The organism is Longicatena sp. 210702-DFI.1.196 (assembly GCF_020563125.1).
GTDB lineage: Bacteria > Bacillota_I > Bacilli_A > Erysipelotrichales > Erysipelotrichaceae > Longicatena > Longicatena caecimuris.
Genome location: NZ_JAJCPX010000001.1, coordinates 38,172 through 62,255, shown reverse-complemented (window position 1 = coordinate 62,255; position 24,084 = coordinate 38,172). Strand labels below are relative to the sequence as shown.

Below are 24,084 nucleotides of genomic sequence, written 5' to 3'. Positions count from 1 at the left end.
CGCTCAAAAATAACTATTAGATTTTTTATGAATCTATATCATAAACGTGAACGATACCACCTAGTATCACTTACCGTGTTTTTTAACCTTAACATGTGATGCGGCATAACCGTTTTATCCGATTTGCTGTTTTCCTTTATCTTTCGATAATATTAGAAGTCACAATCATGATGTTTTGCATCATCTAAAGCAATTTTAAAGGAAGTATCACTTTCTCATAAATTTTCTTTCACTAAAAAGAAAAAGGAAGCGTTAAAATCATTAATGACGATTTATGACTTTAATCTTCCTTATTTGATATTAGGAAATTACTATTCCATAAGTTTATCCGTTCGTAATAGCGGCCTGTGCTGCAGCTAAACGTGCAATTGGTACACGGAATGGGCTACAGGATACATAGGTCAATCCCATACGATGACAGAAGTCGATAGAACTTGGATCTCCACCATGTTCACCACAAATACCAAGCTTGATGTTTGGACGTGTTTTACGTCCGCCGGCTACTGCCAGTTCGATAAGTTTGCCGACACCCTTTTGGTCAACTCTGGCAAATGGATCTTGTTCAAAGATTTTCTTTTCATAGTAATCATTCAAGAATCCACCGGCATCATCACGAGAGAAACCAAATGTCATCTGTGTTAAGTCGTTTGTACCAAAGCTAAAGAATTCAGCTTCTTCGGCAATTTCATCTGCCAATAATGCTGCACGAGGAATTTCGATCATGGTACCAACATGGTATTTCATATCAATATTTTCTCTTGCTAAAATTTCATCTGCTGTACGTACGACAACATCTTTTACATATTTCAATTCTGCTTTATCACCAACTAATGGAATCATGATTTCCGGTTCAATGTTCCAATCCGGATGTTTTTTGTTTACATTAATTGCTGCTTCAATAACCGCTGTTGTCTGCATTTCGGCAATTTCCGGATAAGAGATAGCCAAACGACAACCACGATGTCCCATCATAGGGTTAAATTCATGAAGTCCACTGATAACATTTTTCAATTCATCCAGATCGATCTTCATATCTTTTGCTAACTGTGCAATATCATAAGAGCTTGTTGGTAAGAATTCATGCAGAGGTGGATCCAAATAACGAATGGTTACCGGCATACCTTGCATTGCTTCATAAATACCTTCAAAGTCGCCTCTTTGCATAGGCAATAATTTCGACAGCGCTTTTCTTCTTTGACCTTCTGTCTTAGAAACGATCATTTCACGAACCGCTTTGATACGATCACCTTCAAAGAACATATGTTCCGTACGAACCAAACCAATACCTTCCGCACCGAACTTCACTGCCTGTTGTGCATCACGAGGCGTATCGGCATTTGTACGAACCTTTAACGTCCGGCGTTCATCTGCCCAATTCATGAAACGTTCAAAGTCACCGGAGATTTCTGCTGGCACAGTCTTGATCTTTTCACCATACACATTACCAGTAGAACCATCTAGAGAAATATAGTCGCCTTTATTATAGCGGTTTCCTTTTACTTCAAAATATTTTTCTTCTTCATTAATCGCGATATCACCACAACCGGATACGCAGCAAGCACCCATACCACGAGCTACGACAGCTGCATGAGATGTCATACCACCGCGCACGGTTAAGATACCTTCAGATACATGCATACCTTCAATATCTTCCGGAGAAGTTTCCAAACGAACTAAGATAACCTTATGTCCTAATGCTGTTTCCGCGATTGCTTCTTCAGCAGAGAAAACGATCTGTCCGCAAGCTGCACCAGGAGAAGCAGGCAATGCCGATGCAATTGGTTTTGCCTTCTTTAAAGCTTCTGCATCAAATTGTGGATGTAATAAGGCATCCAACTGTTTAGGTTCTACCATCATCAATGCTTCATCTTTGGTGATCATACCTTCATCTACCATGTCACAAGCAATCTTTAATGCGGCAGCTGCTGTACGTTTACCATTACGCGTCTGCAACATGAATAGATTACCTTTTTCAATCGTAAATTCCATATCCTGCATATTCTTGTAATGTTTTTCTAAGGTAGAACAGATTTCTACAAACTTATCATAAGCAGCAGGTGCAATTACCTTTAATTGATCAATGGTCTGTGGTGTACGGATACCGGCTACAACATCTTCGCCCTGCGCATTCATCAAGAATTCACCATACAGCTTGTTTTCACCGGTACTTGGATTACGTGTAAAGGCAACACCGGTACCGCAATCATCACCCATATTACCAAATACCATCATCTGCACATTTACCGCAGTTCCCCAATCACCCGGAATATCGTTCATCTTACGATAGAAAATCGCACGTTGGTTGTTCCAAGAACGGAAAACAGCTTCGATTGCACGATACAATTGTTCTTTAGGATCCGATGGGAATTCCTCATCTAGAGATTCCTGATAGAACTTCTTAAAGCGTTTTACCATGACCTTCATATCTTCAGCATCTAATTCCGTATCCTGTTCAACGCCCTTTGTTTCTTTCATTTCATCAATGATCTCTTCAAATTTAGCCTTGTTTAAACCCATGACAACATCAGCAAACATCTGAATAAAACGGCGGTAAGAGTCATAAGCGAAACGAGGATTGTCCATCAGCTTGGCAACACCTTCTACCACTTCATCATTCATACCTAAATTTAAAATGGTATCCATCATGCCTGGCATAGATGCACGCGCACCAGATCTTACGGATACTAACAATGGATTCTTTGGATCACCAAACTGTTTTCCAGCCAGTTCTTCCAATTTCATTAAATATTCAAAAATTTCTTTGCGAATTCCTTCATTAATAGTTTCATTGTCTGCATAGTACTGATTGCAGGCTTCGGTTGTGACTGTGAAACCATAAGGCACAGGCATTCCAAGATTCATCATCTCTGCCAGATTGGCACCTTTACCACCAAGCAGCTCACGCATGTTTTCATTTCCTTCACTGAAAAGGTAAACATACTTTTTACTCATCAAGCATTCCTCCTCTTATGTAATCGTTTACATTTACTTGCTTACATTATACCAAAGTTTCGTGTGTTTTCCTAGTGCTAATTTCACTATCCCTTCCTTTCTCACTCGCTAAAAACTAATAACAGCTTATGAACAAAGGTTTTTTCGCATGCTAAAATAATTTCGACAAAATTCGCAAAATTTAAAGGACAAGTTCCAGTCATAATAAAAAATAGCTACTCCATTCGCATGTAAGTACCTTTTCGTTTTTGATAAGGTACTTACATGCATTACACGAACAAAAGAAACGCTTCTATATGCTCACTATGTTTGCCGTATATAGCTCCTTTTTACCCTATGGTTTGTTGACATACACGATTTCCACTTCCACAACATGAACACCGAGTTTTTCATACGCTTGTTTGCATTGTTTCTGTATCTTTTTCGTTTGATACTTTTTTTGCGCTGCTTCTGATTTCACATAAATACGTAAAGTGATTGGCTGTGTTTTCACAATGGTCTCCGTCGGTGTATCATTCGCTATCTTCGCATATGGGAATACCTTTTCTTTATCTTCATCTTTGATCTGTAATAGGATATAATCTAGATCTTGCTTTTCCACAAGCGCAAAAACCGGCTGCTCAAATCTTTCTTCATTTAAAAATGCTGCTACCCGATTTTGCATATTGCCTTTTTCTAAGACCATCCAATCATAATCATCTTGAATACCTATATCACCTCGATAAGATAATCGAAAGTCTTTATCTATACTGTTTGCCACATCTATTTTCATAACATATGAACCGGATTTAAAATTATAGGATACCTCATAATCTGCAATATCTAATTCTGTATGATGTGTTTTTAAATATTCTTTCATATGTCTGGTTGCTATTTCTTTTGCGATAAAATTACCATTAAAGCTATTATAAAGCAGTAACAAAAAGATGACTCCGGCTGTTGCGATGATGAATGCAATCACTTTTAACACTTTCTTTTTCATGAGTTTTCCCTCCTTAAGGCATACGCATAACCAGCATAAATAAGAATGCCAATACTCATAAAAAACCAATATATTAGCGTATAAGGCAGCAAGGCTTCTTGATAGGATGCATCTATCATTTCTAATAATAGATGCATGATGGGAATCATTAGATATAATAGGAAGACATAGCGTTTCAATAGCCAATACCCCAAGGCGCCGATTATTGGCAATAGCAGAAAATTATGAAACTGGTATTGTGTTGCTGAGAAAGAACAAGCGAAAAGGATCATCAAACAAATTACACCCACCATCATGATACGCAAACGTTTTACTAATTTCTTTTTAATTGCTTGGGAATTGACGGTAATGTTTTCCTGCGCCAACAGCTTTTTACATTCTTCACAATGGCGGCAATGCTCTTGTACAAAGACTATGCTTGCCTCACTGGCTACATCATCTTTGACTAACGGTAGCAGATCTTGTACGATTTGACATTCATCTTTCATGATATCCCTCCTCACTTAATTTTTGACGCAAATATAGACGATTACGATAATCAATCACTCGCACAGAGTTTTCATTTAACTGTAAAAATGCTGCGATTTCCACATAGGAATACCCCTCTTGTTTCATTTTAAATATTTCTCTTGCTCGTAGAGGCTGTGTCTGCATCCATTCCATCAATTGCTCCATCAGCGCTTCATAGTCATGTTGCCTATCTTTATCGGCAACAACAAAACCATCTTGCAAGACATCATAGTGCACTTCTTTTTTACGTTTTCGTAATTCTTTGAATGTCACATGCCTGGCAATCGAAAATAACCATGTTTTCAGACTTGCCTTTCCTTTGAAAGTCGGCAAGGATAGGATCATCTGGTAAAACGTTTCCGATGTCAGATCTTCACTTAAACTGGCATCATGACACAAGGAGTAAATATAGATATAGACATCCTTGTGATATGCTTCATACAGTTCTTCTATCATCTATGTTTTCCTCCTTCCACCTATATGTACCGCAACCTAATAAAAACGTTACAAACTTTATAATTTAGTATAGCATAGTATCAGCATGGAATATGATTTCTGTGCTTTAACTTTACGTATTACTTTCATTTAAATCCTAAAAAAAGTGCCTGCTACAGCACTTTTTTAGGATTTATTATTTGCTTTTTTAGTTCTTACCTAATAAACGGAACATATTCTTCTTATAAACTTCTACACCTGGCTGATTGAATGGATTGATATCCAACATATAACAAGTCATAGCGCAAGCACGGAAGAAGAAATAGCACATATAACCAAAGCTTTCCGCACTCATATCAGGCATCGTAATAATCAGATTTGGTACATTTCCAGTTACTTCATGCGCTTCTAAAGTACCTTTTGCTGCCATCTTATTTACCCAATCAACCGATTTACCTGCTAAGTAATTCATGCCATCCGCATTGTCAGGATCACTTGGGAAAGTGATATCCAACGTTGGTTTTTCTACTAACAACAAGGTTTCGTACAGTACTTTTTTACCTTCTTGGATAAATTGACCTAAAGAATGCAAATCGGTAGAGAAGTTTGCACTTGTTGGTAAGTTTCCTTTTTCTTCCTTACCTTCACTTTCACCAAACAGCTGCTTCCACCATTCCGCAACCATGGTCATTTGTGATTCATAGCTTACCAGCATTTCCACATTTTTGCCCTGATTCTCTAAAATGCGACGGCAGACTGCATATGCATAAGCATCATTCTTAGCCAGATCAGGATCCGCCATATCTTCATATGCCTTCTGTAAACCAGTCATGATGGCATCAATATCGATACCGGCTACAGCGATTGGGAATAAACCTACCGGTGTGATAACAGAAAAGCGTCCACCGATATCATCTGGAATTACAAAAGTTTCATAGCCTTCTTTATCAGCGATTGCCTTCAATGTTCCCCGTGCTTTATCGGTTGTCGCAACAATTCTTTCACGTGCACCGTCTTTTCCATATTTATCTTCCATGAACTGTTTCAGTAAACGGAAAGCCAATGCTGTTTCCGTCGTTGTTCCGGATTTAGAAATAACGTTTACACAAACTTCCTTATCTTTTATATAATTCAGGACCTGTGCGATATACGTACTGGAGAATGTATTTCCCATAAAGATAATTTCTGGTTTTTTATCAGCATACAAGCCATTGATCATTTCAATAGCAGCACGTGCTCCCAGATAAGAACCACCAATACCACAAACAATACAAACATCACATTTCTCACGGATTTTTTGGGCAACCTTCTTCATACGGTCAAACTCTTCTTTATCATAGGTATGCGGCCATTCTACCCAACCTACAAAGTCATTCCCTTTACCGGTACGCTTCATCAGCTGTTCGTGATATTTATTAACGACTTCCTGATAGCTTTTTACGTCTTCTTTTAAAAATGCATGCGTAGTGTCTAATTTCATCATATGCTTTTTCTCCTTTATCTGTTTGCATCCTCAATCCATGAATCCAGCTTTTCTGCCAAGGATGTGAATCCTATTTCCATCTTTGGCAATTCATGAATGATCTTGCGTTTGCGCATAGAACGAGCTTTCTTTGCCTCTACAGCTTTTAAAGACAGTTTGAAGTGGGTGCCATCTTCATCAATATCAAGAATTTTCACTTTTACCCGCTGATTAATTTTCACATACGTATGCACATCACGGACAAAGCGTTCACTGATTTCGGAAATATGAATCAGTCCATTATGACAATTATCTAAATAGACGAATGCCCCATAAGGCTTGATGCCGGTAATCACCCCTTCAACGACTTCACCAACCATATAATGCATCTACTCACCTCATTTCGCTCGTGTTAATTATAGCACGTTCTTTTCTAAAATTAACAGTCCTTTCCATATGTTTTATATGACATTACATCATAGGAAGAGAAATTGCTGGCAAAAAGCAGACAACTATCAATAATTTTGGTTTTTGTGCTATAATAATGAAGACGAGAACTTTTTCTCTTTAATGAGGTGATACTTGCATGAGTTCCATATATCCCCTGCTGGCAGCTTTATTTGCCAATGTATTGGCGCAGGTCTTAAAACCTGTTGTCCTTTATTTGCGTACACAGAAAGTAGATATTCATCAATGTATTGCATGCGGAGGATTTCCCAGCTCTCATAGTTCCACGGTCACTGCATTGACGATGGCAATTGGATTGAGTGAAGGCTTTGATTCCACCTATTTTGCGATTACATGTGTATTCAGTTTCATTGTTATTTATGATGCTGCAAATGTACGTTATTATGCAGGGCGAAACATACAGCTGACCAAACAGCTTATATCAGATTTGGAAGGTATGAAGGGTCTGAAATTAAATGATCCGATTTATCATGAAAAAATCAAAAGTGTTTTAGGACATAAATTTGTTGAAATTATCGGCGGCATGATCTTAGGCTTTTTCGTATCTTTACTTATGTATCAGCTGCTGCATTTATAGAAAGTAGGTGAATGTATGATTAATAAAGAAGATGAAATACGCAATGTTATTGAAAAAATTCGTCCTTACATTCAGCGCGATGGTGGCGATGTAGAATATGTTTCTTTCACGGATGGCATCGTTCGTGTACGTTTGTTAGGAGCCTGTGTTGGCTGCATGTCCATCGGTGATACCTTAAAGGATGGCATTGAGGCAATTATCATGGATGAGATTGCCGGTGTCAGTGAAGTACGTTTAGCAGATGAAGAATAAAAGGGCTTAGGCCCTTTTTCTTTATTATCAGATGGATGAGCAAGCACCTGAATCATCGAAAAGAAAAGCATCCGTATTCAGTAAATCTTTAAACTTTTCGATAAACATCTTCATTCCTATAGAAAAAGCATGATGAAGTTGGGAATACTTCACCATGCCAAGTGTTTTCACTAGTTCTTTTTCGCAGTCGTTTTTCCTTTTTTGGCGTTTGCCATTTCTACCGGTTTAGGATCTGGGTCATCAAAATAACGTCCTGGCTTCGATAAGTCAAAATACAAACGACTATCTTCACTCATACCGAAGTTACGGTTACTGCCATCATCCGTAATCTTATTCAACGCCTCACAGAACAATGCATTATGCGCTTCTTCACGCTCAAGTAAAAACATGATTGTTTCCTTTACATACTTATCGTCAATCTGGCGATATAAGTATTCATAAACGACTTTGGCACGCTGCTCACTGGCAATATCCGCTAATAAATCAGCTGCTAAATCGCCAGTCACGGTAACATAATCAGCTGTCCATGGATTTCCACTTGAGTTAACTAAAGCCGGATTTAAACCAAAGGTTACCATTGTTTCTAATTCACCATTTTCAACCTTTTTGTAATCAACATCACCGCCGTTTAATAAATTAATCGTTTCTGCCACCATTTCCATATGGCTTAATTCTTCCGTACCGATATCTAAGAATAAATCTTTAAAAACAGGATCTTTTGCACGAAAGCTCTGAGATAAATACTGTAAAGCTGCTTTTAATTCACCATTGTTTCCACCTAACTGCTCCTGCATTAGTACTGCATATTGCGGATTTGGACGTTCTACTTTTACTGGATGCAATAACTTTTTCTTATGTTCAAACATATCATCACTCCTTTTTCATCTTTAGTATGGGTATATTGAAACGCCTTATTCGTATTTTTTATAAAAAACAAAAGTATGCAAAGCCACTTGTGGTAAAATAAAAACAGGGAGGGATCCTTATGCGTATTTTTCATAAACCGAAAAAGAAAATTGTCCATGCACATGGTAAGGAAAAGATTGTAGCAGGAATGCGATTTGAGGATTATCGAAAAGCATTAGCTGATGAAGATTTTGCGCCGGGTTGGGAAGTGATTGAGGATAGTTTTGCCAAATGTTATCCTAATCAAAAGCCAAAACATTACGCAACTACATTAACATCTCGTGCATTATTTGGAGGAAATGAATATTTGGATGGCTATAGTATTTATACTTCACCAAAAGGATATCAACATATTGTTACCTATGGCATGACCAATCTATATGGCGATGAACAGGCATTTGGACAAACATATAGTCGCTGGGGCTATGAAATGACCATGAAGCTGCAAGAACATAGCAGTGAAGATTGTGTATGGGCTTGTAATATGTTGGGAAATCTTGCCCGTTATACCTATACGACAAAGCGCTTTTTTGAAGAAAATCAATATGTGCTTGGTAATCAAGAACCAATCAAGCGAGGCTCTGATAGTAAGATCACATCGCTACTTATCATAAAAGACAATGAGATTCCTGAAGTAGAAAGCGTTCATGGACTTGTCACTTATTTACAATTAGTCGGCATTTTATGGGAAGAGGCTTGTGCAATTAGAGAAGATCCATCAAAAATTCCTATTCTTTTAGAAAACATGCGGAAAGATAATCCGAATGGTGTTACGGATCTTGAAAGAGTAAACGCTTACTTATAACAAGAGAAGCTTAGCTCACACTCTTTGCAATAGTATTGCTAAACACCTTATCTATTGCATAAAATAGCATAAGAAAAGAGATGATAGAAAGCTTATGAGATAATACTTTACGCTTTTTTCCTCATCTCTTTTTTCGTGATCGTTTTTAATACCCATATGCTTCCGCAATCAAAATTACGCGGATACGATCTTCCTTATCATAGTTGATCTTAACATAACTGCTGCATATGCGATCTTTACTGTAACAATCCTGACAGCTTCCTGTCTTGCTGCAAGGTGTCTGCTTATGCAAGCGTACACTATTGGCTGGAGCAGCAATTTCACGGATACGTTTCTTTGCCGCCTCTTCATCTTCGACAATCTTATTATACCCGGCTACGATAATGACTTGCTTCGGTCCAAAAATCATAGCACTGACCCGGTTTCCATGACCATCGATATTCACCAATTCTCCTTGCAAAGTTACCGCATTGGTACTGGCGATAAAGGTATCTGCTGAAAATGCTTTACGTGCCTCTGCATCACTTTGTTCCCGTGTCATCGTAGGATCACTGTGTGAATGAAACACAAGATCACGATGATTTAGCATATCCAAAATACCGGTTTCTTGTAATGTCATCGTCCCACCATCACATACTGTTTCATGATCTTTGATCATCGCATTCACTAATTCTCTGGCAGCCTGTGCATCTTCCACAAGATACGCTTTCATACCATTCTTCTCTAATGCCTTTTTACAGGCTTCCATTTTAATTTTGATAATTTCCTTTACATTTGCATCCATCTTTACATCTCCTTATACTCTTTGCCTAGTTGTGCATAATGCATAGCATTGTCTTGAATTTCCTGTATTTGTTGTGCTGATATTGTCTTTATAACCTTGGCAGGGCAGCCAACAACGATACTGTTTTTAGGTATCTGCATATGTTCTGTCACTAAAGCCCCGGCTCCGATAATACTATGGGAACCAATATGAGCACCATTTAAGATAATGGCACCCATACCAATTAACACCTCATCCTCAATATGACAGCCATGCAAAATGGCATTATGACCCACCGTTACATGTTTTCCTATAGTCAATACATGCTGTGGATCGGTATGTAACGTACAATTGTCTTGAATGTTACTGCCTTCACCGATTTCAATATGATCTTTATCCCCACGAATCACACTGCCAAACCAAACACTGGCATCTGCTTTCATAGTTACATCACCAATGATAGTCGCATTATCCGCAACAAAGCAGGTGGCATCAATTCGTGGAGTATGGTTTCGATATGTCTGTATCATATGTTTCACCTCTTTGCCTTTATTGTAGTTGTATTTGAAAGAAATGTAAATGCTTCTTTAGCTTTTTACAAACGCTTTAAAATGGTATCTTCCCCATCTTTGATTTTTATGAAGCACCATTCAACGCTAAAACCCAATCTAGATGTGTGATAATTACATGCTTATCTATCAGAATTGTAGCGTATAGTAAAAATCATAGATCTTTATACAACTACTTTCCATTGCACTGTTATACCATGCTTTAACAGGTATTCTATGAAATCTTCCTGCTCTATATCAAAATCTATTATCTATTCTAACGAATATTTGCTCATCTTTTCATTTTTTCTTATGTTTATCAAAAATGAGCCTTTCTTTTTTTTGGTATATTTATACTTTGTCACATATTGGTCGATAAACCCAGATAAAAAAGCTAATAGGAAAACCTGATAATCCGTAAATACTTTACCGGTTACAAGCCTCTGTAAGAATAAAACTCAGATGAGAACTACATTGGTGTTTTAATGACTAAAAAAGCATTTTAATTAACTTCCCTTTTAATCGTTTTATATATTTCATCGTCTTTTCAACTCATCGCAAGAATTTCCTCTTTAATCATAAAATCCACCTCTTTCATTGACAAGATCTGTTGCCAATAACTTTATGTAAAGTTACTTGTTAATTCGCATTTTTAATAGGCTTCACATAAAAACACGCTTCTAGCGTGTTTTTACTTACCGGATAATACTTCATTTAAATTGTTGTTTGTTTTTAAGCGTTTTTCTGCTTCCTCATAGGACAGCTTCAGCTTATGCATGACAATGGCGGCTTTTACACTATGATGACTTGCTTCAAATAGCTGCTCTGCACAACTTTCATCACAATCACAGGTCAATTTGATGAGATGCTTTGCTCGCTGCAATAATTTTTCATTTGTTGGCATCACATCTACCATATAGTTTTTATATACTTTACCTAAGGCTATCATTAACGAAGTGCTGATCATATTTAAAACCATCTTTTGTGCCGTACCGGCCTTCATGCGAGTAGAACCGCTGACTACTTCAGCGCCGGTAATGACTTCTATTGCTGTTTCGGCATAAGCCGATATTTTTGCCTTATGACAACAGCTCAATGCACCGGTATATGCACCGATTTCTTTGGCATAGCGTAAAGCTGCCACCACATATGGCGTTCTGCCACTGGCTGCAATGCCAAGCAGGCAATCATTCTTGGTAAAACCGACCTGCTTTAAATCTTCAACTGCCTGTTGTTCATCATCTTCACAACCTTCTACCGCATCCGTTAAAGCAATCGTTCCACCGGCGATAATGCCCTGCACAAGCTCTTTCTTTACACCATAGGTAGGAGGACACTCACTGGCATCCAATACTCCCAATCTGCCCGAAGTTCCTGCACCGATATAAAACAGGCGGCCCTGCTGTTTCAAACACATGGCTGCATGATCCACAAATTCTGCTATCTTTGGCAAACATAACGATACGGCCTGTGCAACCCGTTTATCTTCATTATTAATAATGGTAAGTCTTTCTAATGTGGAAACTTCACTGATCTGTGAAGAAGCCGGATTGATCTGTTCTGTATCTAAGGTTTCGATGGTATCCATGACGTATCTCCTTGTAATTGTTGTTCAATGGCTTTTAATGTTTCCTTTACACGCATTTGCACATTGGCCTCTCGAAATTTTACTCTTGTCTTATAAAACCAGTTATTGATACTTCCTTTTGCACTGTTATCCTCACAATACGTCACTTCAATATGATGTTCATCAACTTCTGTAATATCATAGAAATAACGATTGGATGCCGTCGGTGTCTGATACTTCACTTCATAATAGCGGTTTTCAATTAACGGTCCAACCTGAATTCGAATTTCCAATGCATCTTTTTTTTGTCTTTTTAAAAATCTTGAATACGTATAGCCATCTAGTTCCTCTAACGTAGCCGGTACGGTATTTTTAGAAGCCTGAATATCGGTTTTGATCTGTTTCAACAGATATGTATAAAAACTTTGGGCACTTACTGCCAATGGTACACTGACCTTCATACTGTTTTATCTCCTTTCTCTTGTAATTCTTCCAGCAGCTGACATACCGCAAGAGATTGTTCCCATTGCTGTTGTTGGAAGGCATGATTATTTTTTTGTATCATTTTCAGAAAGGCATCTACTTCATACCAGTGATGATTTTCCTTTGTTTCTGTACCAAGCGCATGCGTGCCTTGTTCATCATGAAAAACAATCGTTCGTAATCGGCTGCAAGCTCCTTCCATATCATAATACCCTTCTTCACATTGGATTCTAGTATGGGCACTTCCCTTACTGTCTTTTCCATAGCTGATGATGGCATTGCATTGCTCATACTGCATCACGATAACACCGGAGGTATCAATACCATTGGTATATCTTACATCATATTTCGTCATAGCTTTCGGATATCCAAGAATGCCATATACAAAATGTAAACAATATACACCTAAATCATACAAAGCACCGCCTTTCATCTGCTTAGCAAACACATTGCTTATTTCTCCCTGTTTTAAAGCATCATATTGTATTGAATATTGGGACAGATCACAGGTTAGTAAATGCGGATGTTTATCCTGTATGGCCTGTTTTAGGATGGAAAAGTTTGGCATGTAAGTTACCGTCATAGCCTCTTGAAAGAAACAGTGATTCTGCTTAGCCAATGCAATCAAAGAATCCAGTTCATCTCTGGAAAAAGCAATCGGCTTTTCACAAAACACATGCTTGCCATGTTGTAAACAGATCTTGCTTTGAGCTACATGTAACGCGTTAGGGGAAGCGATATATACCAAGTCTATTTCTTTATCGTTTACCATATCCTCAAGATCTGTATAAACTTTGGTACAGGAAAATACCGATGCGAATTCCTTTCCTTTTTCCTTTGTTCTTGAATACACAGCATTTACTTGCATATCCGGAAACGTAAGAAAGGTGCTTGTCAATTTTTGGGCAATCTTACTTGTCCCGATAACAGCCAGATTCATGTTCTCACCTTCTCACAGTGTACTAATTTTCTTACGACCTGCATGCCCTGTCGTTCATAAAAACGTCGCCCGTTCTCATCGGTAGAGTGAAACCAAACATTTTTTAAGCCATTTGCTTTCATATCCTGCCACATCAGATGCGCTAAGATGGAACCGATACCGGCATCGCGATATGTTTCTTTCACACCAAAAGGGCCATATCGGTTGGCTTCCTGTAAAATGCCTCTTTGCACATAGCCGATGATTTCCTTTCCTTTTTTACATAACAGAATCGTATTTTCTGCCGTAGCTGATTGCATTGCCGATATAACGTGTTTGCGCCAACCGGCACTGAAATTCATTTGTAGAAAAGATAAAAACGCTTCGCCATCTGCCCATGTAAAGTAAACAAAAGAATAGCCTTCTGCTTCCTTGCGTTGCTTTAATTCCTGGATGCTTTTTGGCATTTGATACGTCGTAAGATCCATCTTCATCGGATATGCGCAAGCTTTGAGCTGATAACCGTGCTTTGTGAAAAAAGACACAGTTTCTTGTTTATTTGCATCAATACCACACATTAGATAATGTGGACTATAAGCACCGACAATCACATGTGGACATTGCAGATAGTTTTCTGCATAAGCCAGTAACCGACTGCCTATCCCCTGTCTTTGATAAGCTTTTTTTACGGCAATGGCATAAATCCATCCCTTATCTTCTTCCAGACCTTTTTCTAAATACGGATACTTTCTTTTGATTGCTATACAAAAACCTACGATTTCTTTTTCGTTCTCTGCTAAGAAAGTAGCCTGATTATCATAATTTTCATCACAAAATAAAGTCTGTACCAGTTTTTTCATCGTTAGCGGATATTCTAAAACCACCTCATTCCACAGTTCCAAAAGCTGGGAAACATCTTTACTTGTAAGTTGATGATAGTTCATTTCCTGCCTCCTAAAAAGACATCCCAAAGGATGTCAAACAGCAATCAGACGATATGCGAAACCTTCCCGATAATATTGCAGTTTCCATGCATCCTCTTTCGCTATACAGCCTGCTACATTAACCCGTTCATCACTGGGCAGATCCTGTAAAACAAACTGTACTTCCCCGCTATAACGCAGGTAGTTTTCATTATCAATGGTAATTGTCAAAGCTTTTCTTTCAACTGTATTATGCGCTTTGATTTTTTTCGCAAACTCCGCCATCTCTCGTGATGATTGGGAACGGAGTATGCGGGAATTGCTGTCATAGCGAATGGCATGCACGCGCCCTAACAGCAACTGCTTTTCTTCCTTTGTTGCATTTTCTAAAAATGAGACATGCAGCACCAATTCCTTTTTATGCAAGATGCAATACAATGCATCCAACTCGGTTTCCTTTAAATAGGCATCCCCTGCCAACAGCCAATCAGCCACTAATGAAGCAGAAAGTTCTAAAGCGGCTTTTTCCACCGACATGTAACGCTGTTTTTCCATGGTAGGCAATCCTTTGAATATCGGCCCTCTTGGATGAGTGTGAGAAGCGATACAGGCAGTGACCGGAATACCATATTTATGAAACAACTGATATTGACTGATCATGAAATCCATATCTAACCCAGTATCTTCTCTAGGATAAAAATTATGACAGGCCTTTATTTGTATCTGATGCTCTTTTGCTTTTTCCAAATATGGAAGCAATTCTTTTTCCTGTAAGATGGAAGCATTTAAAATAAAGGTAGAAATCCCGGTTTGCTTGTGCAAAGCTTCCATGATATCCGCATTACATCCGTAATCCAATCGCATGGCATCTAGTTGTAATGAAGCAATGGCTTCGCATGTAAAGGGATCCTGTAATATTTCCATGATACTGCCACCACCGAAATCCACACTGATTTCCATACGGAAACGATGTACCTGTTTAACCAATATGGCGAGGAATCGGAGTTGTTCTTTTAGCGTGTATTCTGGTAAATGGGCAGAAGTAAATATTTCCTTACAGTCTTTGCTTTTTGCCAATGCCAGATAAGACTGCATTTTTGTTTCATCTGCATGTTCTTCTAAATAAAGAGATACACCATATCCCTGTATCATATTAGGCATCCTGAACAGTGATACGGATGATACCGGTATCTCCTGCTTCTACCATTTCGTTTTCTTTTAATAATTCAATCTTTTCCTGATTCAAAAAAACGATTGGCGTAATTGGTGATTTGGCCTTTTTACGTAATTTTTTATAATCCGCAACAACCAGTAAATCGCCTGCCTTCACATGTTGTCCCTGTTCAACTTTTGTTTTATACAAATGTTTGATAGTGTGCGTTTCCAAGCCGATATGTATCAATACCTGTACACCGCAATCCGCTTGCAGACAAACTGCATGTCCTCCCGGAAATACTGCCGTAACGACACCATCCATCGGAGCAATGACTTCACCGCCTAAAATATCCAGCGCAAAGCCATCTCCCATAACACGATCCGCAAAAACCTCATCAGGAACACAACTGATATCCAACAGTTTTCCTTTTATCGGAGCAAGAAAAGTCTTTATCTTTTCCATAACATTTGAATCTCCTATCTGTTTTCTTTTAATTCCTTTAAGATTTCTCGATAACCATCCAATAACTGGCTCGGAGAATTACTTATCCGTTTTGCCAGACCGACAAAGAGCATATCGACAACAAATAACTGTCCATAGCGTGAAAAAATAGCGGCCAATCTTGATTCATTCATTTCCACACTTGGTATCACAATATTAATATCACTTAAGGCACACAATTTGTTTTTTGTATTATTGGTAATAGAAATTACCTTTGCGCCCATTTCCTTTGCTTTTCTGGCAGCTATATTGACTTCCTTGGTACGACCGCTGAAACTGATTGCCACAACCACATCTTTATCCGTACACAAAGCGGCATTTAACGTACCAAAGTTAGAATCGGTAATATATAGAGCCCGCTTTCGCAGCTTAATCATTTTCTGATGCATATCCTGAGCAACGATGCCACTGCTGCCGACACCAAACAGGAAGATGTTTTCCGCATCTGCCAGTAAGGTGATAACTTCCTCAAATACCTTGATTCCATTGAAGTCCAGCACATCCTTACAAACCTGATCGATATGCGAAATGATTTTATTCGGCATATCATCAAAGTCTGATGCCCATTCAAATATTTCATGGGTATTTTCCACACTCAAACTTTCAATATTCTTTGCCAGTTCAATCTTGGTTTCCGCAAAACTCTTTCCTAATACTTTTCTTACGAAACGAGAAACAGAAGCAGAAGAAGTACCGATTTCAGCCGCAAGTTCATGAATGTTCATAGAAATTATGTCTTTGCCATGGCTTAAAAAATAATCCGCAATGGCTTTGTCAGATTTAGACAATGTCGCATAGACACTTTCAATTTTTGTGTTCATATTCACACCCCATTAACATTCATATTATATCATTACCCCGGTTATTATGCTAACTGATTTCTCGTTTATCGCTCATTCTTATGCTTTTTAAATAGCATTTTCATGCATATTTCATCGTTTTATGGTTTCCAACCTTGTAAAATACGCAAATTTCCTTTGATGCGATATTGCTTCGCACTTGCCGGTATGAGTAGCGTCTGCGTATAGTTTAAAGCAAATGCTTCCCCTTTACACTCTACAACCCCACTTCCATCTACGCATACGATTACATGATATTGGTTGTTTGTTTCAAACAGTCCTTCCTTGGCAATATCAATCACATCAACATGAAACAGCGGGTGATCCACACCAGTATTTCTCTGATTGCATGGTTTATCTGGCAATGGATGATGTGTCATGCTGCAGGCTTCATCACAATCCAATACCGCAAAGCCTTTTTCCAGATCCAAGGGTCTTGGTCTGCCATAGTCATACAAACGATATGTGATACCGCCAAAGCTGCCAATCTCTATCGCCAGCATATCCTTACCACAAGCATGCAGCAATCCTGCCGGAATCAAAGCAAAGTCGCCTTTTTTTACCGGTATGCGTTGAATGTATTTTTCTAACGTACCTTCTTCAATCGCTTTTTTCAATACTGCTTTATCCGTAGTAGTCGTACCTGCTACGATGCTTGCACCTTCTTTCGCATCCACAATGTACCAAGATTCTGATTTTTCATAATCCCCTAAAATAGCGGCATCTGTTTCCTTGGGATGTACCTGAATGGATAGATCTTCGATTGCATCAATGTAAGCAGCCCGAATCAACTGATTACTATCATCCCTACCCATCAGTTCCTCATGATGTTCTTGAATCAATTCCTTAATACTTTTTCCCTGATATTCACCTTCCGCAATTAGATTTTCTGAATTTTTATAGGCACATACTTCACGGGCGATTCCAATACCTTCTTCCGGTAAGGAACGGATATCATGTAGGGTATGCCCTGCCCATATCGTTTTGATATAGACAGGCTGAAGTCTTAAGGGTTTCATTCCTGCTTCTCCCAGACAATCTTACCATCTCGTTTATAACAGCGGTAAGGGAATCCTCTTTCTTGAATGGATTTGTGATCCTGTTTACTAGAAGGTAGCGAACATGCCGCCACTGCCAACACTTCATCGCCACTATTGATGATACGATGTGCATAATGCCCATTGATATAATGCAAGGAGCCTTTGAATATTTTTTCTACATAGAAATCCTGTGCGCCATCCCAAAACAATAGGAAACCTTCGCCTTTTAAACCATAATAGTATTCATCACAATCACTATCCCCATGATAATGGCCGCTGGTCATGGCACATTCCCCATCTACCGTAAACGGATTGATATAAGTAATACCCCATTGCAGATTTCCTTTCACATAACTTTCACGATTAAAGTTTTGATTGCTTACCCAATACGCTAAGTTATCGCCATGTTCCTTTAATGCTTCTTCATTATTATAAACACCGATGCATTCCTTAACTTTCTTTTGTCGATCTACTACATTTTGTCCCTGTAATTTACAGGTATCCCAAAATTCCTGTATTGCTTTTGGTTCTCTGATAAAATCCATGGTATCCTTCCTTTCTAACGATTTTTATAGTCCAAATTCTTATAACGTGAATAATTTTCTCTTAAGAAGGTCTTATGTATCACAACCGGCTGATAGCCTTTAGCTTCAATGACATAATCCTCAATCGTTGCCGGAATCGTTACAATATCCAAGTATTTCTGAGTATAGCTAAATTCCGGATGCGATTTGGAATATACCTTGATTTCTTCTCCATCCACTAAGGTGAGTACGGTAAACTGACCGTTATTTTTACCTTCGTAAATTGCATGGGTTTCCATTTCGATTCGATTGGTCTGATAATACATCAAGTCTGTAGAACCAACGGTATATTCACGATATTGTGGTGTTTCTTCGACCATTATCGGTTCAATGGCAATGTTGTTATCTACCCATTCACTATCCCTTTCAAAATGTAAAACCTTTTCTGCATTCGCAGTATGGATTGGTCGTACCTTACCTTCTTTATCCTTACGGTTATAATCATATACCTTATACGTATATGAGCCAATCGTTAAGCTTCCCAGTTCCAAAATCAACTGATTTCGTCCGGATGAATGAATCGTTCCTGCCGGCAGCATGATCTGTTTGCCCGGTATGGATGGTACGGCATTAACATATTTCTGATAATCAATATCACAGTGATCCTTTTCTGATTTTTTCGCCAGCTCCAAAAATTCCCTGCCATCATTTTTCCAGCCGACATACGTCTTGGCTCCATGTCCGGTCGCAATCACATAATAAGCTTCATCCTGACGGCCGAATTCATCATAGTTTTCAATGATAAAATCTTCATCCGGATGCACCTGAATCGACATGTTGCCATCACTGTGCCATGTATCATCATAGTTGAAACGAATTGGGAAATAACCTTCAAATTCTTCCATACAATGCTGTCCCATCATTTCTAAGCCTTTCTTTTGAACAAAGGTATAGAATGGGATATCCGCAACATCATCTCCCACTGCGACTTCAATACTTACTTCCATCGGGATAAATTCAAAGATCCATGCGATATTGCCGGCAATATCCATAGGAATATTACGAATCTTACGGATGTATTCTCCTCCCCAGATGCCTTCCAGATATACCGGTTTGGCACGGAATGGATATTGAATCAGCGTATCTAGGATTTCATTTAAGGCATGGTTGTATAACATGCGGCGATCATTATCATCATTATCCAAGATGTAGAAAGTAATGGCATCTTCATCTAGTAAAGTCTTACGTAAACGCAGTGTTACTTCAAAGTCGACAAAGTAATTACGACGCATCAACAAATTGAATGGTCTTGCACTTTCATCGCCGATATTCACGAATTTTTCTTCTCGAGCACGAATCGCCGCAACTTTCGGTGTTACATCTAAATAGGCAATGCCATTGGCTGCCTTACGGATGGCTTCACTGGCACTTCCCATGCCATATATCAAATGAATGCCTTTTTTTCTTTCCTTCAGCGTTTGTACTACTTCCGCCTGTTTCGCAGGATCAATAAAATTCTCGATATTCCCTTTGTATAATCTACCGAATAATAGTACCGGATCATCTTCATAGTTTAATGGTAGACTTTCTTTTGTCAGCTCATCTATTTGCGCCTGTGTTTTATAAATATCCCACATATCGTAAACATACAGGTCTGTTTGATTTTCTTTTGCAGCTTTTTGCAGTGCTTCCACCATAGATCCAAATTGCGCACTGACATAGCCATCCATGCATAAGACATAGCAATCATCACGCATGGCAGTCTGCATAGTGGTAATCATCGTTTTAGCGATAATTTCATTCCCACGAATGAAATTTTGTCGTACATCATCTTTCAATTGAATTTTGTTTACAGCATTTGGCTCATCATAAGCTAATGGTTTAAACATGAAACTCATAACAATTTCCTCCTTTATACGATACATTCATTCTGCTTCGCATATATACTATATGAAAGTTCATTTGCATAAAGTTTTGATACATATATTTTACATAGTCGATACAGAATGAATGGTTTTGTTTTTAATTATGAACTTATGCACCATCCTGCCTTTCATAGGCAGGATGTACATAAGTCTTTTTTTATTCTTCTACGATGAAGGTATCCAGATTTTCCTGTTTAACACCAACAAACCAAGTGAATAAGAAGCCGCAAGCAATAGAAGTCGCATATGCTAATAAGTATACCAGTGGTTTGGTATTAACCAAAGTTCCTAAGATACCGGAAACGTTGATTGTTACGGCGCCCATTTCTGGGAAGAAGCCACAAACCAAGCCGCCAACACCGGCACCTAGGCAGGCAGTCACAAAGGCTCGGCCTAATGGTAAGGTAACACCGAAGATCAATGGTTCACCGATACCTAAGATACCAGCAGGTAAGCCACCGACGATGGCACTCTGTAAAGCTTTTTGTTTACGATATTTGAAATACAACGCGGTCGCTGCACCAACCTGTCCGCCACCAGCCATAGAGTTAAATGCATACAACGGTGTGTAACCTAACTGCTGAATCAATGCCGTATGTACCGGTGTCAGACCTTGATGCATACCGGTCATTACCAATGGCAGGAACAATGCAGATATAACAGCACCGCCTAAAGGACCGGCATTATTGAATAACCACATCAATGCTTCTGTAATACCATCTGTGATAAGTCCGCCAACCGGCTGCAGGATGTAAATCGTAATGATACCGACAATGACAACCGATAAGAGCGACGGCATGTGAATGCGCAAGGCATTTGGTGTATGCTTTTTGATTTTTCTTTCGACAACAGCAATCAATGCACCAGCTGCCATTGCGGCCAATGTACCACCACGGCCATTTGCGAAAGATAAGCCTAAGAAGCCCATCGCAACGCCATTTAATCCGGCAACGTTGGTAACAATACCACCGGCAACCAAGCCAAGGTATGGATTTCCACCCATGACTTTTGCGGCCTGCATGGCAACAGCAATATTCAGATACGTAAAGAATGTACTAGCTAATACATTTAATACAGCCATGAATTGTGAACCGCCATCCACAACAGCAGCCGGATCAAATAAACTAATACCGGTCATGTTAAAAATCAACACAAACAGCTTCATGATACCAAAGATCAAACCGGTTCCGGCAAATACCGGAATCAATGGTGCGAATACTTTCGCAAAGAAACTGAAGATACCTTTAGCATCTTTCTTCTTCATCAAAGCACCATCGGCTTTCACTTCGGAGTAGTTCAAGCCGGGCATCGTTTTTAATTCCGTACAGACATCATCTGCCACACCCGGACCTAATACGATCTGCGGTTCTTCCGGAGAACCAACTACCCGTAAAACCCCTTTAATGTTTCCCAATGCCGCTCTGTCAACCTTAGATGGATCCACTACAACGACACGTAGCCTGGTCATACAATTCTCAAAGACCTTAATGTTTCCAGCTCCTCCTAAGCCTTCTAAGATCTGCTGACCTAGTGATAATTTTTCAGCGCTCATAAATTACCCTCTCTTTCTTACACCGAAATTACATTATCTGAAACTAACTGTAATTTAATTTCATGTATATTATAATATCTGTGTAATTAAATTACAACTATTTTTTATACTTTCTCGTAATTTAATTTCATTTATGTGTAAAATGTATTAAAAAATGGCATTTTTTGCCACTTTTCGACGTATTTTATCTTTTATTATGTAATTTATTTTCTTTTTTCTATAGTATAAAAGTGTACACTTGTTGGATTCATCTCTCTTGTGAACGTAATTTTATCTACATTTTGAAATTTAGTTTCTCTTGAAATACTCAATTTCATACAACTTTTATCTTGCAGACAGTTGTTATGAAAAGCATCCACATAATATTCTTTCATGATATAATCCGCCTTTTTTATATGTTTTAGCAGAAAATGATATTCCCGTTTATCTTCTAATGGATTCGCTGCCATGATGGCATAGCTGTCTTTATCTTTGGTCGCGATGATTTGATTTTCCGTATCTTCTTCCACAATGAGCTGCCAAGGCTTGAGCCAGTGAAACATCGTCATGACATGCCCGCTTGGTGTTGGGATATAAGTATCTTCCATTTGTAAGAACATCGTTCTTCCTAACTGCTGATTCGGATTATGAAAACTGCACCAAGGAAACATCTTTAAGTTTTTACAATAGGAACCTAACAACATGCCGGCTACTTCACCACTGGCGTTATGTAAATTGTCCGGTCTGCCGGCATCTCCCAAACCATAACGCATACCGTATTCGCTCATCATCAAAGGCAATTCCGGTAAGTTAAATTCTTTTCGCAGTTCTTCATGACGAATATAAAATTCTAAGATGCGGCATGGATTTCCATGATATTCATGCATTGAATAATAATCAATTTTGCGCTTTTCATCCTTTGCCAGAAGCCGCATAAAAGCATCCCAGTATTTCCAATTGGACATACCTGCCGACATCCCAAAACCACCAATCTGCAATGGCTGTTCATAAGAATGTTTGGCATTTAAACGAGCTATGGCACGACTAGCACACTGATATAACGGATAGTATTCTTCCATGCGCAAGCCACCGAAACGCGGAATTTCCACTTCATTACAACATTCAATATAGACAATATTGGCAATATGCTCTTTATAGTATTCCACTACCTTTTCAAAAACTTTTTCATAGGTTTCCAGAGTAATGATTCCTTCAATAACTTCACGCTCATAACGGCGAATATTCAACATAACCGTTTTGGCATGCGCCGCATGAGAACGCAGATAATCTTCTTCATGCACCTGAAAAGGACTTACTTCCGTCAACGGCCAATCGTATTCATAATGCTTATTATCACCAACATAGCGATTTTCACCAATCAGATAATTCCAATGATATTCATTCGTTCGATAATCCCAAACTTCGTCCAAGGTCACAAACAGCCGAATGATATCCGGCTTACCGATAATCTCCTCCATGACCTCAGGAAAATCCGTATTCGGGGTATAACGTAAAGTCGTGTTCTGGTATTTCTCTACGTTTGGCCATGCCCTTAAAACAGTTGCTGCATCAATTACAATGTTCATGATATCCTCCTCTTATGTAATTATATTTCATTTATAAGATATCACCATTGTAATTAATTTTCAATATGTTATTGATTCTTTCTTTTCCAATACCTTTTATCTGAAAAATTTATTTCTTTATCTAAAAAATTCATTACAGCATGAAACATAGAAAAAAGAGACTGTAACCTCATAGACTTATCAATCTTGTCTATTTCATTACAGCCTCAAGTAAGACAATTATTTATGCAATTTATTCTTTCAGCTTTTTATCAGCCTCATCTTTTTTATAATCTTCATAGAAATTGGAAAATGCATGACAGGAACTGCAATCACTTGTACAAGAGCCACAACCGCTATTTCCTTTTTTAGCTCTGGTTACATAAAAGACAATGATCAATAAGCCGATAATAATGGCGCTCACGATAACATCTGCTAAGTTCATATCATC

The 24,084-nt window shown here is 38.5% G+C and carries 25 protein-coding genes; 3 read left to right on the top strand and 22 right to left on the bottom strand.

Features of this window, described 5'->3' with window-relative positions:
• Positions 1 to 324: 324 nt before the first annotated feature.
• From ppdK to LI241_RS00245, 6 genes are all read right to left on the bottom strand, one after another.
• Positions 325 to 2,952 carry a pyruvate, phosphate dikinase gene (gene ppdK, locus LI241_RS00270; protein WP_008689122.1) on the bottom strand — a complete coding sequence of 876 codons (2,628 nt, stop codon included), beginning with the start codon at positions 2,950 to 2,952 and terminating at the stop codon, positions 325 to 327.
• A gap of 334 nt (positions 2,953 to 3,286) precedes the next feature.
• On the bottom strand, positions 3,287 to 3,934 hold the full coding sequence (locus LI241_RS00265) for a hypothetical protein (protein WP_008689123.1): 648 nt from the start codon (positions 3,932 to 3,934) through the stop codon (positions 3,287 to 3,289).
• Entirely contained in the window at positions 3,931 to 4,422 is a 492-nt protein-coding gene (locus LI241_RS00260; RefSeq protein WP_008689124.1) for a zf-HC2 domain-containing protein, read from the bottom strand. Before LI241_RS00260 ends, LI241_RS00265 begins: the two co-directional genes overlap by 4 nt.
• Entirely contained in the window at positions 4,412 to 4,900 is a 489-nt protein-coding gene (locus LI241_RS00255) for an RNA polymerase sigma factor (RefSeq protein WP_008689125.1), read from the bottom strand. The genes LI241_RS00260 and LI241_RS00255 overlap by 11 nt, the downstream gene beginning before the upstream one ends.
• 187 nt (positions 4,901 to 5,087) lie before the next feature.
• Entirely contained in the window at positions 5,088 to 6,362 is a 1,275-nt protein-coding gene (locus tag LI241_RS00250; RefSeq protein WP_008689126.1) for a glucose-6-phosphate isomerase, read from the bottom strand.
• Between the two features lie 14 nt (positions 6,363 to 6,376).
• Positions 6,377 to 6,730, bottom strand: a complete 354-nt coding sequence (locus tag LI241_RS00245) for a CvfD/Ygs/GSP13 family RNA-binding post-transcriptional regulator (protein ID WP_008689127.1) — start codon at positions 6,728 to 6,730, stop codon at positions 6,377 to 6,379.
• A gap of 197 nt (positions 6,731 to 6,927) precedes the next feature.
• Between LI241_RS00245 and LI241_RS00240 the strand changes: the two genes are divergently transcribed.
• Together LI241_RS00240 and LI241_RS00235 are read left to right on the top strand one after the other, a co-directional pair.
• On the top strand, positions 6,928 to 7,386 hold the full coding sequence (locus tag LI241_RS00240) for a divergent PAP2 family protein (protein WP_008689128.1): 459 nt from the start codon (positions 6,928 to 6,930) through the stop codon (positions 7,384 to 7,386).
• Between the two features lie 15 nt (positions 7,387 to 7,401).
• Positions 7,402 to 7,638, top strand: a complete 237-nt coding sequence (locus tag LI241_RS00235; protein ID WP_008689129.1) for a NifU family protein — start codon at positions 7,402 to 7,404, stop codon at positions 7,636 to 7,638.
• Between the two features lie 170 nt (positions 7,639 to 7,808).
• On the opposite strand, the gene LI241_RS00230 is transcribed toward LI241_RS00235, so the two are convergent.
• Positions 7,809 to 8,504 carry a manganese catalase family protein gene (locus LI241_RS00230; protein WP_008689131.1) on the bottom strand — a complete coding sequence of 232 codons (696 nt, stop codon included), beginning with the start codon at positions 8,502 to 8,504 and terminating at the stop codon, positions 7,809 to 7,811.
• 119 nt (positions 8,505 to 8,623) lie between these two features.
• On the opposite strand from LI241_RS00230, the gene LI241_RS00225 reads away from it, so the two are divergent.
• Positions 8,624 to 9,349, top strand: a complete 726-nt coding sequence (locus LI241_RS00225) for a suppressor of fused domain protein (protein WP_008689133.1) — start codon at positions 8,624 to 8,626, stop codon at positions 9,347 to 9,349.
• A gap of 145 nt (positions 9,350 to 9,494) precedes the next feature.
• Here the strand turns inward: LI241_RS00225 and LI241_RS00220 are convergent, their stop codons facing one another.
• From LI241_RS00220 to LI241_RS00150, 15 genes are all read right to left on the bottom strand, one after another.
• Positions 9,495 to 10,133, bottom strand: coding sequence for a lactate utilization protein (locus tag LI241_RS00220; RefSeq protein ID WP_008689134.1), 639 nt, complete (start codon positions 10,131 to 10,133; stop codon positions 9,495 to 9,497).
• A gap of 2 nt (positions 10,134 to 10,135) precedes the next feature.
• A complete protein-coding gene (locus LI241_RS00215) occupies positions 10,136 to 10,642 on the bottom strand; it encodes a gamma carbonic anhydrase family protein (RefSeq protein ID WP_008689136.1) in 507 nt (168 codons plus the stop codon).
• A gap of 709 nt (positions 10,643 to 11,351) precedes the next feature.
• Positions 11,352 to 12,248 (bottom strand): N-acetylmuramic acid 6-phosphate etherase, encoded by an 897-nt coding sequence (gene murQ, locus LI241_RS00210; RefSeq protein WP_008689138.1) that lies wholly within the window; start codon positions 12,246 to 12,248, stop codon positions 11,352 to 11,354.
• Complete coding sequence (locus LI241_RS00205) at positions 12,227 to 12,688, bottom strand: DUF3284 domain-containing protein (RefSeq protein ID WP_008689140.1); 462 nt, start codon at positions 12,686 to 12,688, stop codon at positions 12,227 to 12,229. The genes murQ and LI241_RS00205 overlap by 22 nt, the downstream gene beginning before the upstream one ends.
• Entirely contained in the window at positions 12,685 to 13,650 is a 966-nt protein-coding gene (locus tag LI241_RS00200; RefSeq protein ID WP_008689141.1) for a Gfo/Idh/MocA family protein, read from the bottom strand. Before LI241_RS00200 ends, LI241_RS00205 begins: the two co-directional genes overlap by 4 nt.
• Positions 13,647 to 14,573: a GNAT family N-acetyltransferase gene (locus tag LI241_RS00195; RefSeq protein WP_008689142.1), complete on the bottom strand. Its 927-nt coding sequence runs from the start codon at positions 14,571 to 14,573 to the stop codon at positions 13,647 to 13,649. The genes LI241_RS00200 and LI241_RS00195 overlap by 4 nt, the downstream gene beginning before the upstream one ends.
• Before the next feature lie 33 nt (positions 14,574 to 14,606).
• Entirely contained in the window at positions 14,607 to 15,704 is a 1,098-nt protein-coding gene (locus tag LI241_RS00190; RefSeq protein ID WP_008689143.1) for a MupG family TIM beta-alpha barrel fold protein, read from the bottom strand.
• A gap of 1 nt (position 15,705) precedes the next feature.
• On the bottom strand, positions 15,706 to 16,170 hold the full coding sequence (locus tag LI241_RS00185) for a glucose PTS transporter subunit IIA (RefSeq protein ID WP_008689144.1): 465 nt from the start codon (positions 16,168 to 16,170) through the stop codon (positions 15,706 to 15,708).
• A gap of 14 nt (positions 16,171 to 16,184) precedes the next feature.
• Entirely contained in the window at positions 16,185 to 17,030 is an 846-nt protein-coding gene (locus LI241_RS00180; RefSeq protein ID WP_227150891.1) for a MurR/RpiR family transcriptional regulator, read from the bottom strand.
• Between the two features lie 119 nt (positions 17,031 to 17,149).
• A complete protein-coding gene (locus LI241_RS00175) occupies positions 17,150 to 18,067 on the bottom strand; it encodes a class I mannose-6-phosphate isomerase (protein WP_008689146.1) in 918 nt (305 codons plus the stop codon).
• Positions 18,064 to 18,633, bottom strand: a complete 570-nt coding sequence (locus LI241_RS00170; protein WP_008689147.1) for a glucose-6-phosphate isomerase family protein — start codon at positions 18,631 to 18,633, stop codon at positions 18,064 to 18,066. Before LI241_RS00170 ends, LI241_RS00175 begins: the two co-directional genes overlap by 4 nt.
• 14 nt (positions 18,634 to 18,647) lie before the next feature.
• Positions 18,648 to 20,510, bottom strand: a complete 1,863-nt coding sequence (locus LI241_RS00165) for a class I mannose-6-phosphate isomerase (RefSeq protein ID WP_008689148.1) — start codon at positions 20,508 to 20,510, stop codon at positions 18,648 to 18,650.
• 184 nt (positions 20,511 to 20,694) lie between these two features.
• Complete coding sequence (locus LI241_RS00160) at positions 20,695 to 22,089, bottom strand: PTS transporter subunit EIIC (RefSeq protein WP_008689149.1); 1,395 nt, start codon at positions 22,087 to 22,089, stop codon at positions 20,695 to 20,697.
• A 203-nt stretch (positions 22,090 to 22,292) separates the two neighbouring features.
• On the bottom strand, positions 22,293 to 23,654 hold the full coding sequence (locus LI241_RS00155; protein WP_008689150.1) for a hypothetical protein: 1,362 nt from the start codon (positions 23,652 to 23,654) through the stop codon (positions 22,293 to 22,295).
• A 232-nt stretch (positions 23,655 to 23,886) separates the two neighbouring features.
• Positions 23,887 to 24,078 (bottom strand): FeoB-associated Cys-rich membrane protein, encoded by a 192-nt coding sequence (locus LI241_RS00150; protein WP_008689151.1) that lies wholly within the window; start codon positions 24,076 to 24,078, stop codon positions 23,887 to 23,889.
• Between the last annotated feature and the right edge of the window lie 6 nt (positions 24,079 to 24,084).

What these genes read in the sequence shown, in the direction of transcription:
- ppdK (WP_008689122.1), bottom strand. Translation starts at nt 2,952, where the DNA reads ATGAGTAAAAAGTATGTTTACCTTTTCAGTGAAGGAAATGAAAACATG.
- LI241_RS00265 (WP_008689123.1), bottom strand. Translation starts at nt 3,934, where the DNA reads ATGAAAAAGAAAGTGTTAAAAGTGATTGCATTCATCATCGCAACAGCC.
- LI241_RS00260 (WP_008689124.1), bottom strand. Translation starts at nt 4,422, where the DNA reads ATGAAAGATGAATGTCAAATCGTACAAGATCTGCTACCGTTAGTCAAA.
- LI241_RS00255 (WP_008689125.1), bottom strand. Translation starts at nt 4,900, where the DNA reads ATGATAGAAGAACTGTATGAAGCATATCACAAGGATGTCTATATCTAT.
- LI241_RS00250 (WP_008689126.1), bottom strand. Translation starts at nt 6,362, where the DNA reads ATGATGAAATTAGACACTACGCATGCATTTTTAAAAGAAGACGTAAAA.
- LI241_RS00245 (WP_008689127.1), bottom strand. Translation starts at nt 6,730, where the DNA reads ATGCATTATATGGTTGGTGAAGTCGTTGAAGGGGTGATTACCGGCATC.
- LI241_RS00240 (WP_008689128.1), top strand. Translation starts at nt 6,928, where the DNA reads ATGAGTTCCATATATCCCCTGCTGGCAGCTTTATTTGCCAATGTATTG.
- LI241_RS00235 (WP_008689129.1), top strand. Translation starts at nt 7,402, where the DNA reads ATGATTAATAAAGAAGATGAAATACGCAATGTTATTGAAAAAATTCGT.
- LI241_RS00230 (WP_008689131.1), bottom strand. Translation starts at nt 8,504, where the DNA reads ATGTTTGAACATAAGAAAAAGTTATTGCATCCAGTAAAAGTAGAACGT.
- LI241_RS00225 (WP_008689133.1), top strand. Translation starts at nt 8,624, where the DNA reads ATGCGTATTTTTCATAAACCGAAAAAGAAAATTGTCCATGCACATGGT.
- LI241_RS00220 (WP_008689134.1), bottom strand. Translation starts at nt 10,133, where the DNA reads ATGGATGCAAATGTAAAGGAAATTATCAAAATTAAAATGGAAGCCTGT.
- LI241_RS00215 (WP_008689136.1), bottom strand. Translation starts at nt 10,642, where the DNA reads ATGATACAGACATATCGAAACCATACTCCACGAATTGATGCCACCTGC.
- murQ (WP_008689138.1), bottom strand. Translation starts at nt 12,248, where the DNA reads ATGGATACCATCGAAACCTTAGATACAGAACAGATCAATCCGGCTTCT.
- LI241_RS00205 (WP_008689140.1), bottom strand. Translation starts at nt 12,688, where the DNA reads ATGAAGGTCAGTGTACCATTGGCAGTAAGTGCCCAAAGTTTTTATACA.
- LI241_RS00200 (WP_008689141.1), bottom strand. Translation starts at nt 13,650, where the DNA reads ATGAATCTGGCTGTTATCGGGACAAGTAAGATTGCCCAAAAATTGACA.
- LI241_RS00195 (WP_008689142.1), bottom strand. Translation starts at nt 14,573, where the DNA reads ATGAACTATCATCAACTTACAAGTAAAGATGTTTCCCAGCTTTTGGAA.
- LI241_RS00190 (WP_008689143.1), bottom strand. Translation starts at nt 15,704, where the DNA reads ATGATACAGGGATATGGTGTATCTCTTTATTTAGAAGAACATGCAGAT.
- LI241_RS00185 (WP_008689144.1), bottom strand. Translation starts at nt 16,170, where the DNA reads ATGGAAAAGATAAAGACTTTTCTTGCTCCGATAAAAGGAAAACTGTTG.
- LI241_RS00180 (WP_227150891.1), bottom strand. Translation starts at nt 17,030, where the DNA reads ATGAACACAAAAATTGAAAGTGTCTATGCGACATTGTCTAAATCTGAC.
- LI241_RS00175 (WP_008689146.1), bottom strand. Translation starts at nt 18,067, where the DNA reads ATGAAACCCTTAAGACTTCAGCCTGTCTATATCAAAACGATATGGGCA.
- LI241_RS00170 (WP_008689147.1), bottom strand. Translation starts at nt 18,633, where the DNA reads ATGGATTTTATCAGAGAACCAAAAGCAATACAGGAATTTTGGGATACC.
- LI241_RS00165 (WP_008689148.1), bottom strand. Translation starts at nt 20,510, where the DNA reads ATGAGTTTCATGTTTAAACCATTAGCTTATGATGAGCCAAATGCTGTA.
- LI241_RS00160 (WP_008689149.1), bottom strand. Translation starts at nt 22,089, where the DNA reads ATGAGCGCTGAAAAATTATCACTAGGTCAGCAGATCTTAGAAGGCTTA.
- LI241_RS00155 (WP_008689150.1), bottom strand. Translation starts at nt 23,654, where the DNA reads ATGAACATTGTAATTGATGCAGCAACTGTTTTAAGGGCATGGCCAAAC.
- LI241_RS00150 (WP_008689151.1), bottom strand. Translation starts at nt 24,078, where the DNA reads ATGAACTTAGCAGATGTTATCGTGAGCGCCATTATTATCGGCTTATTG.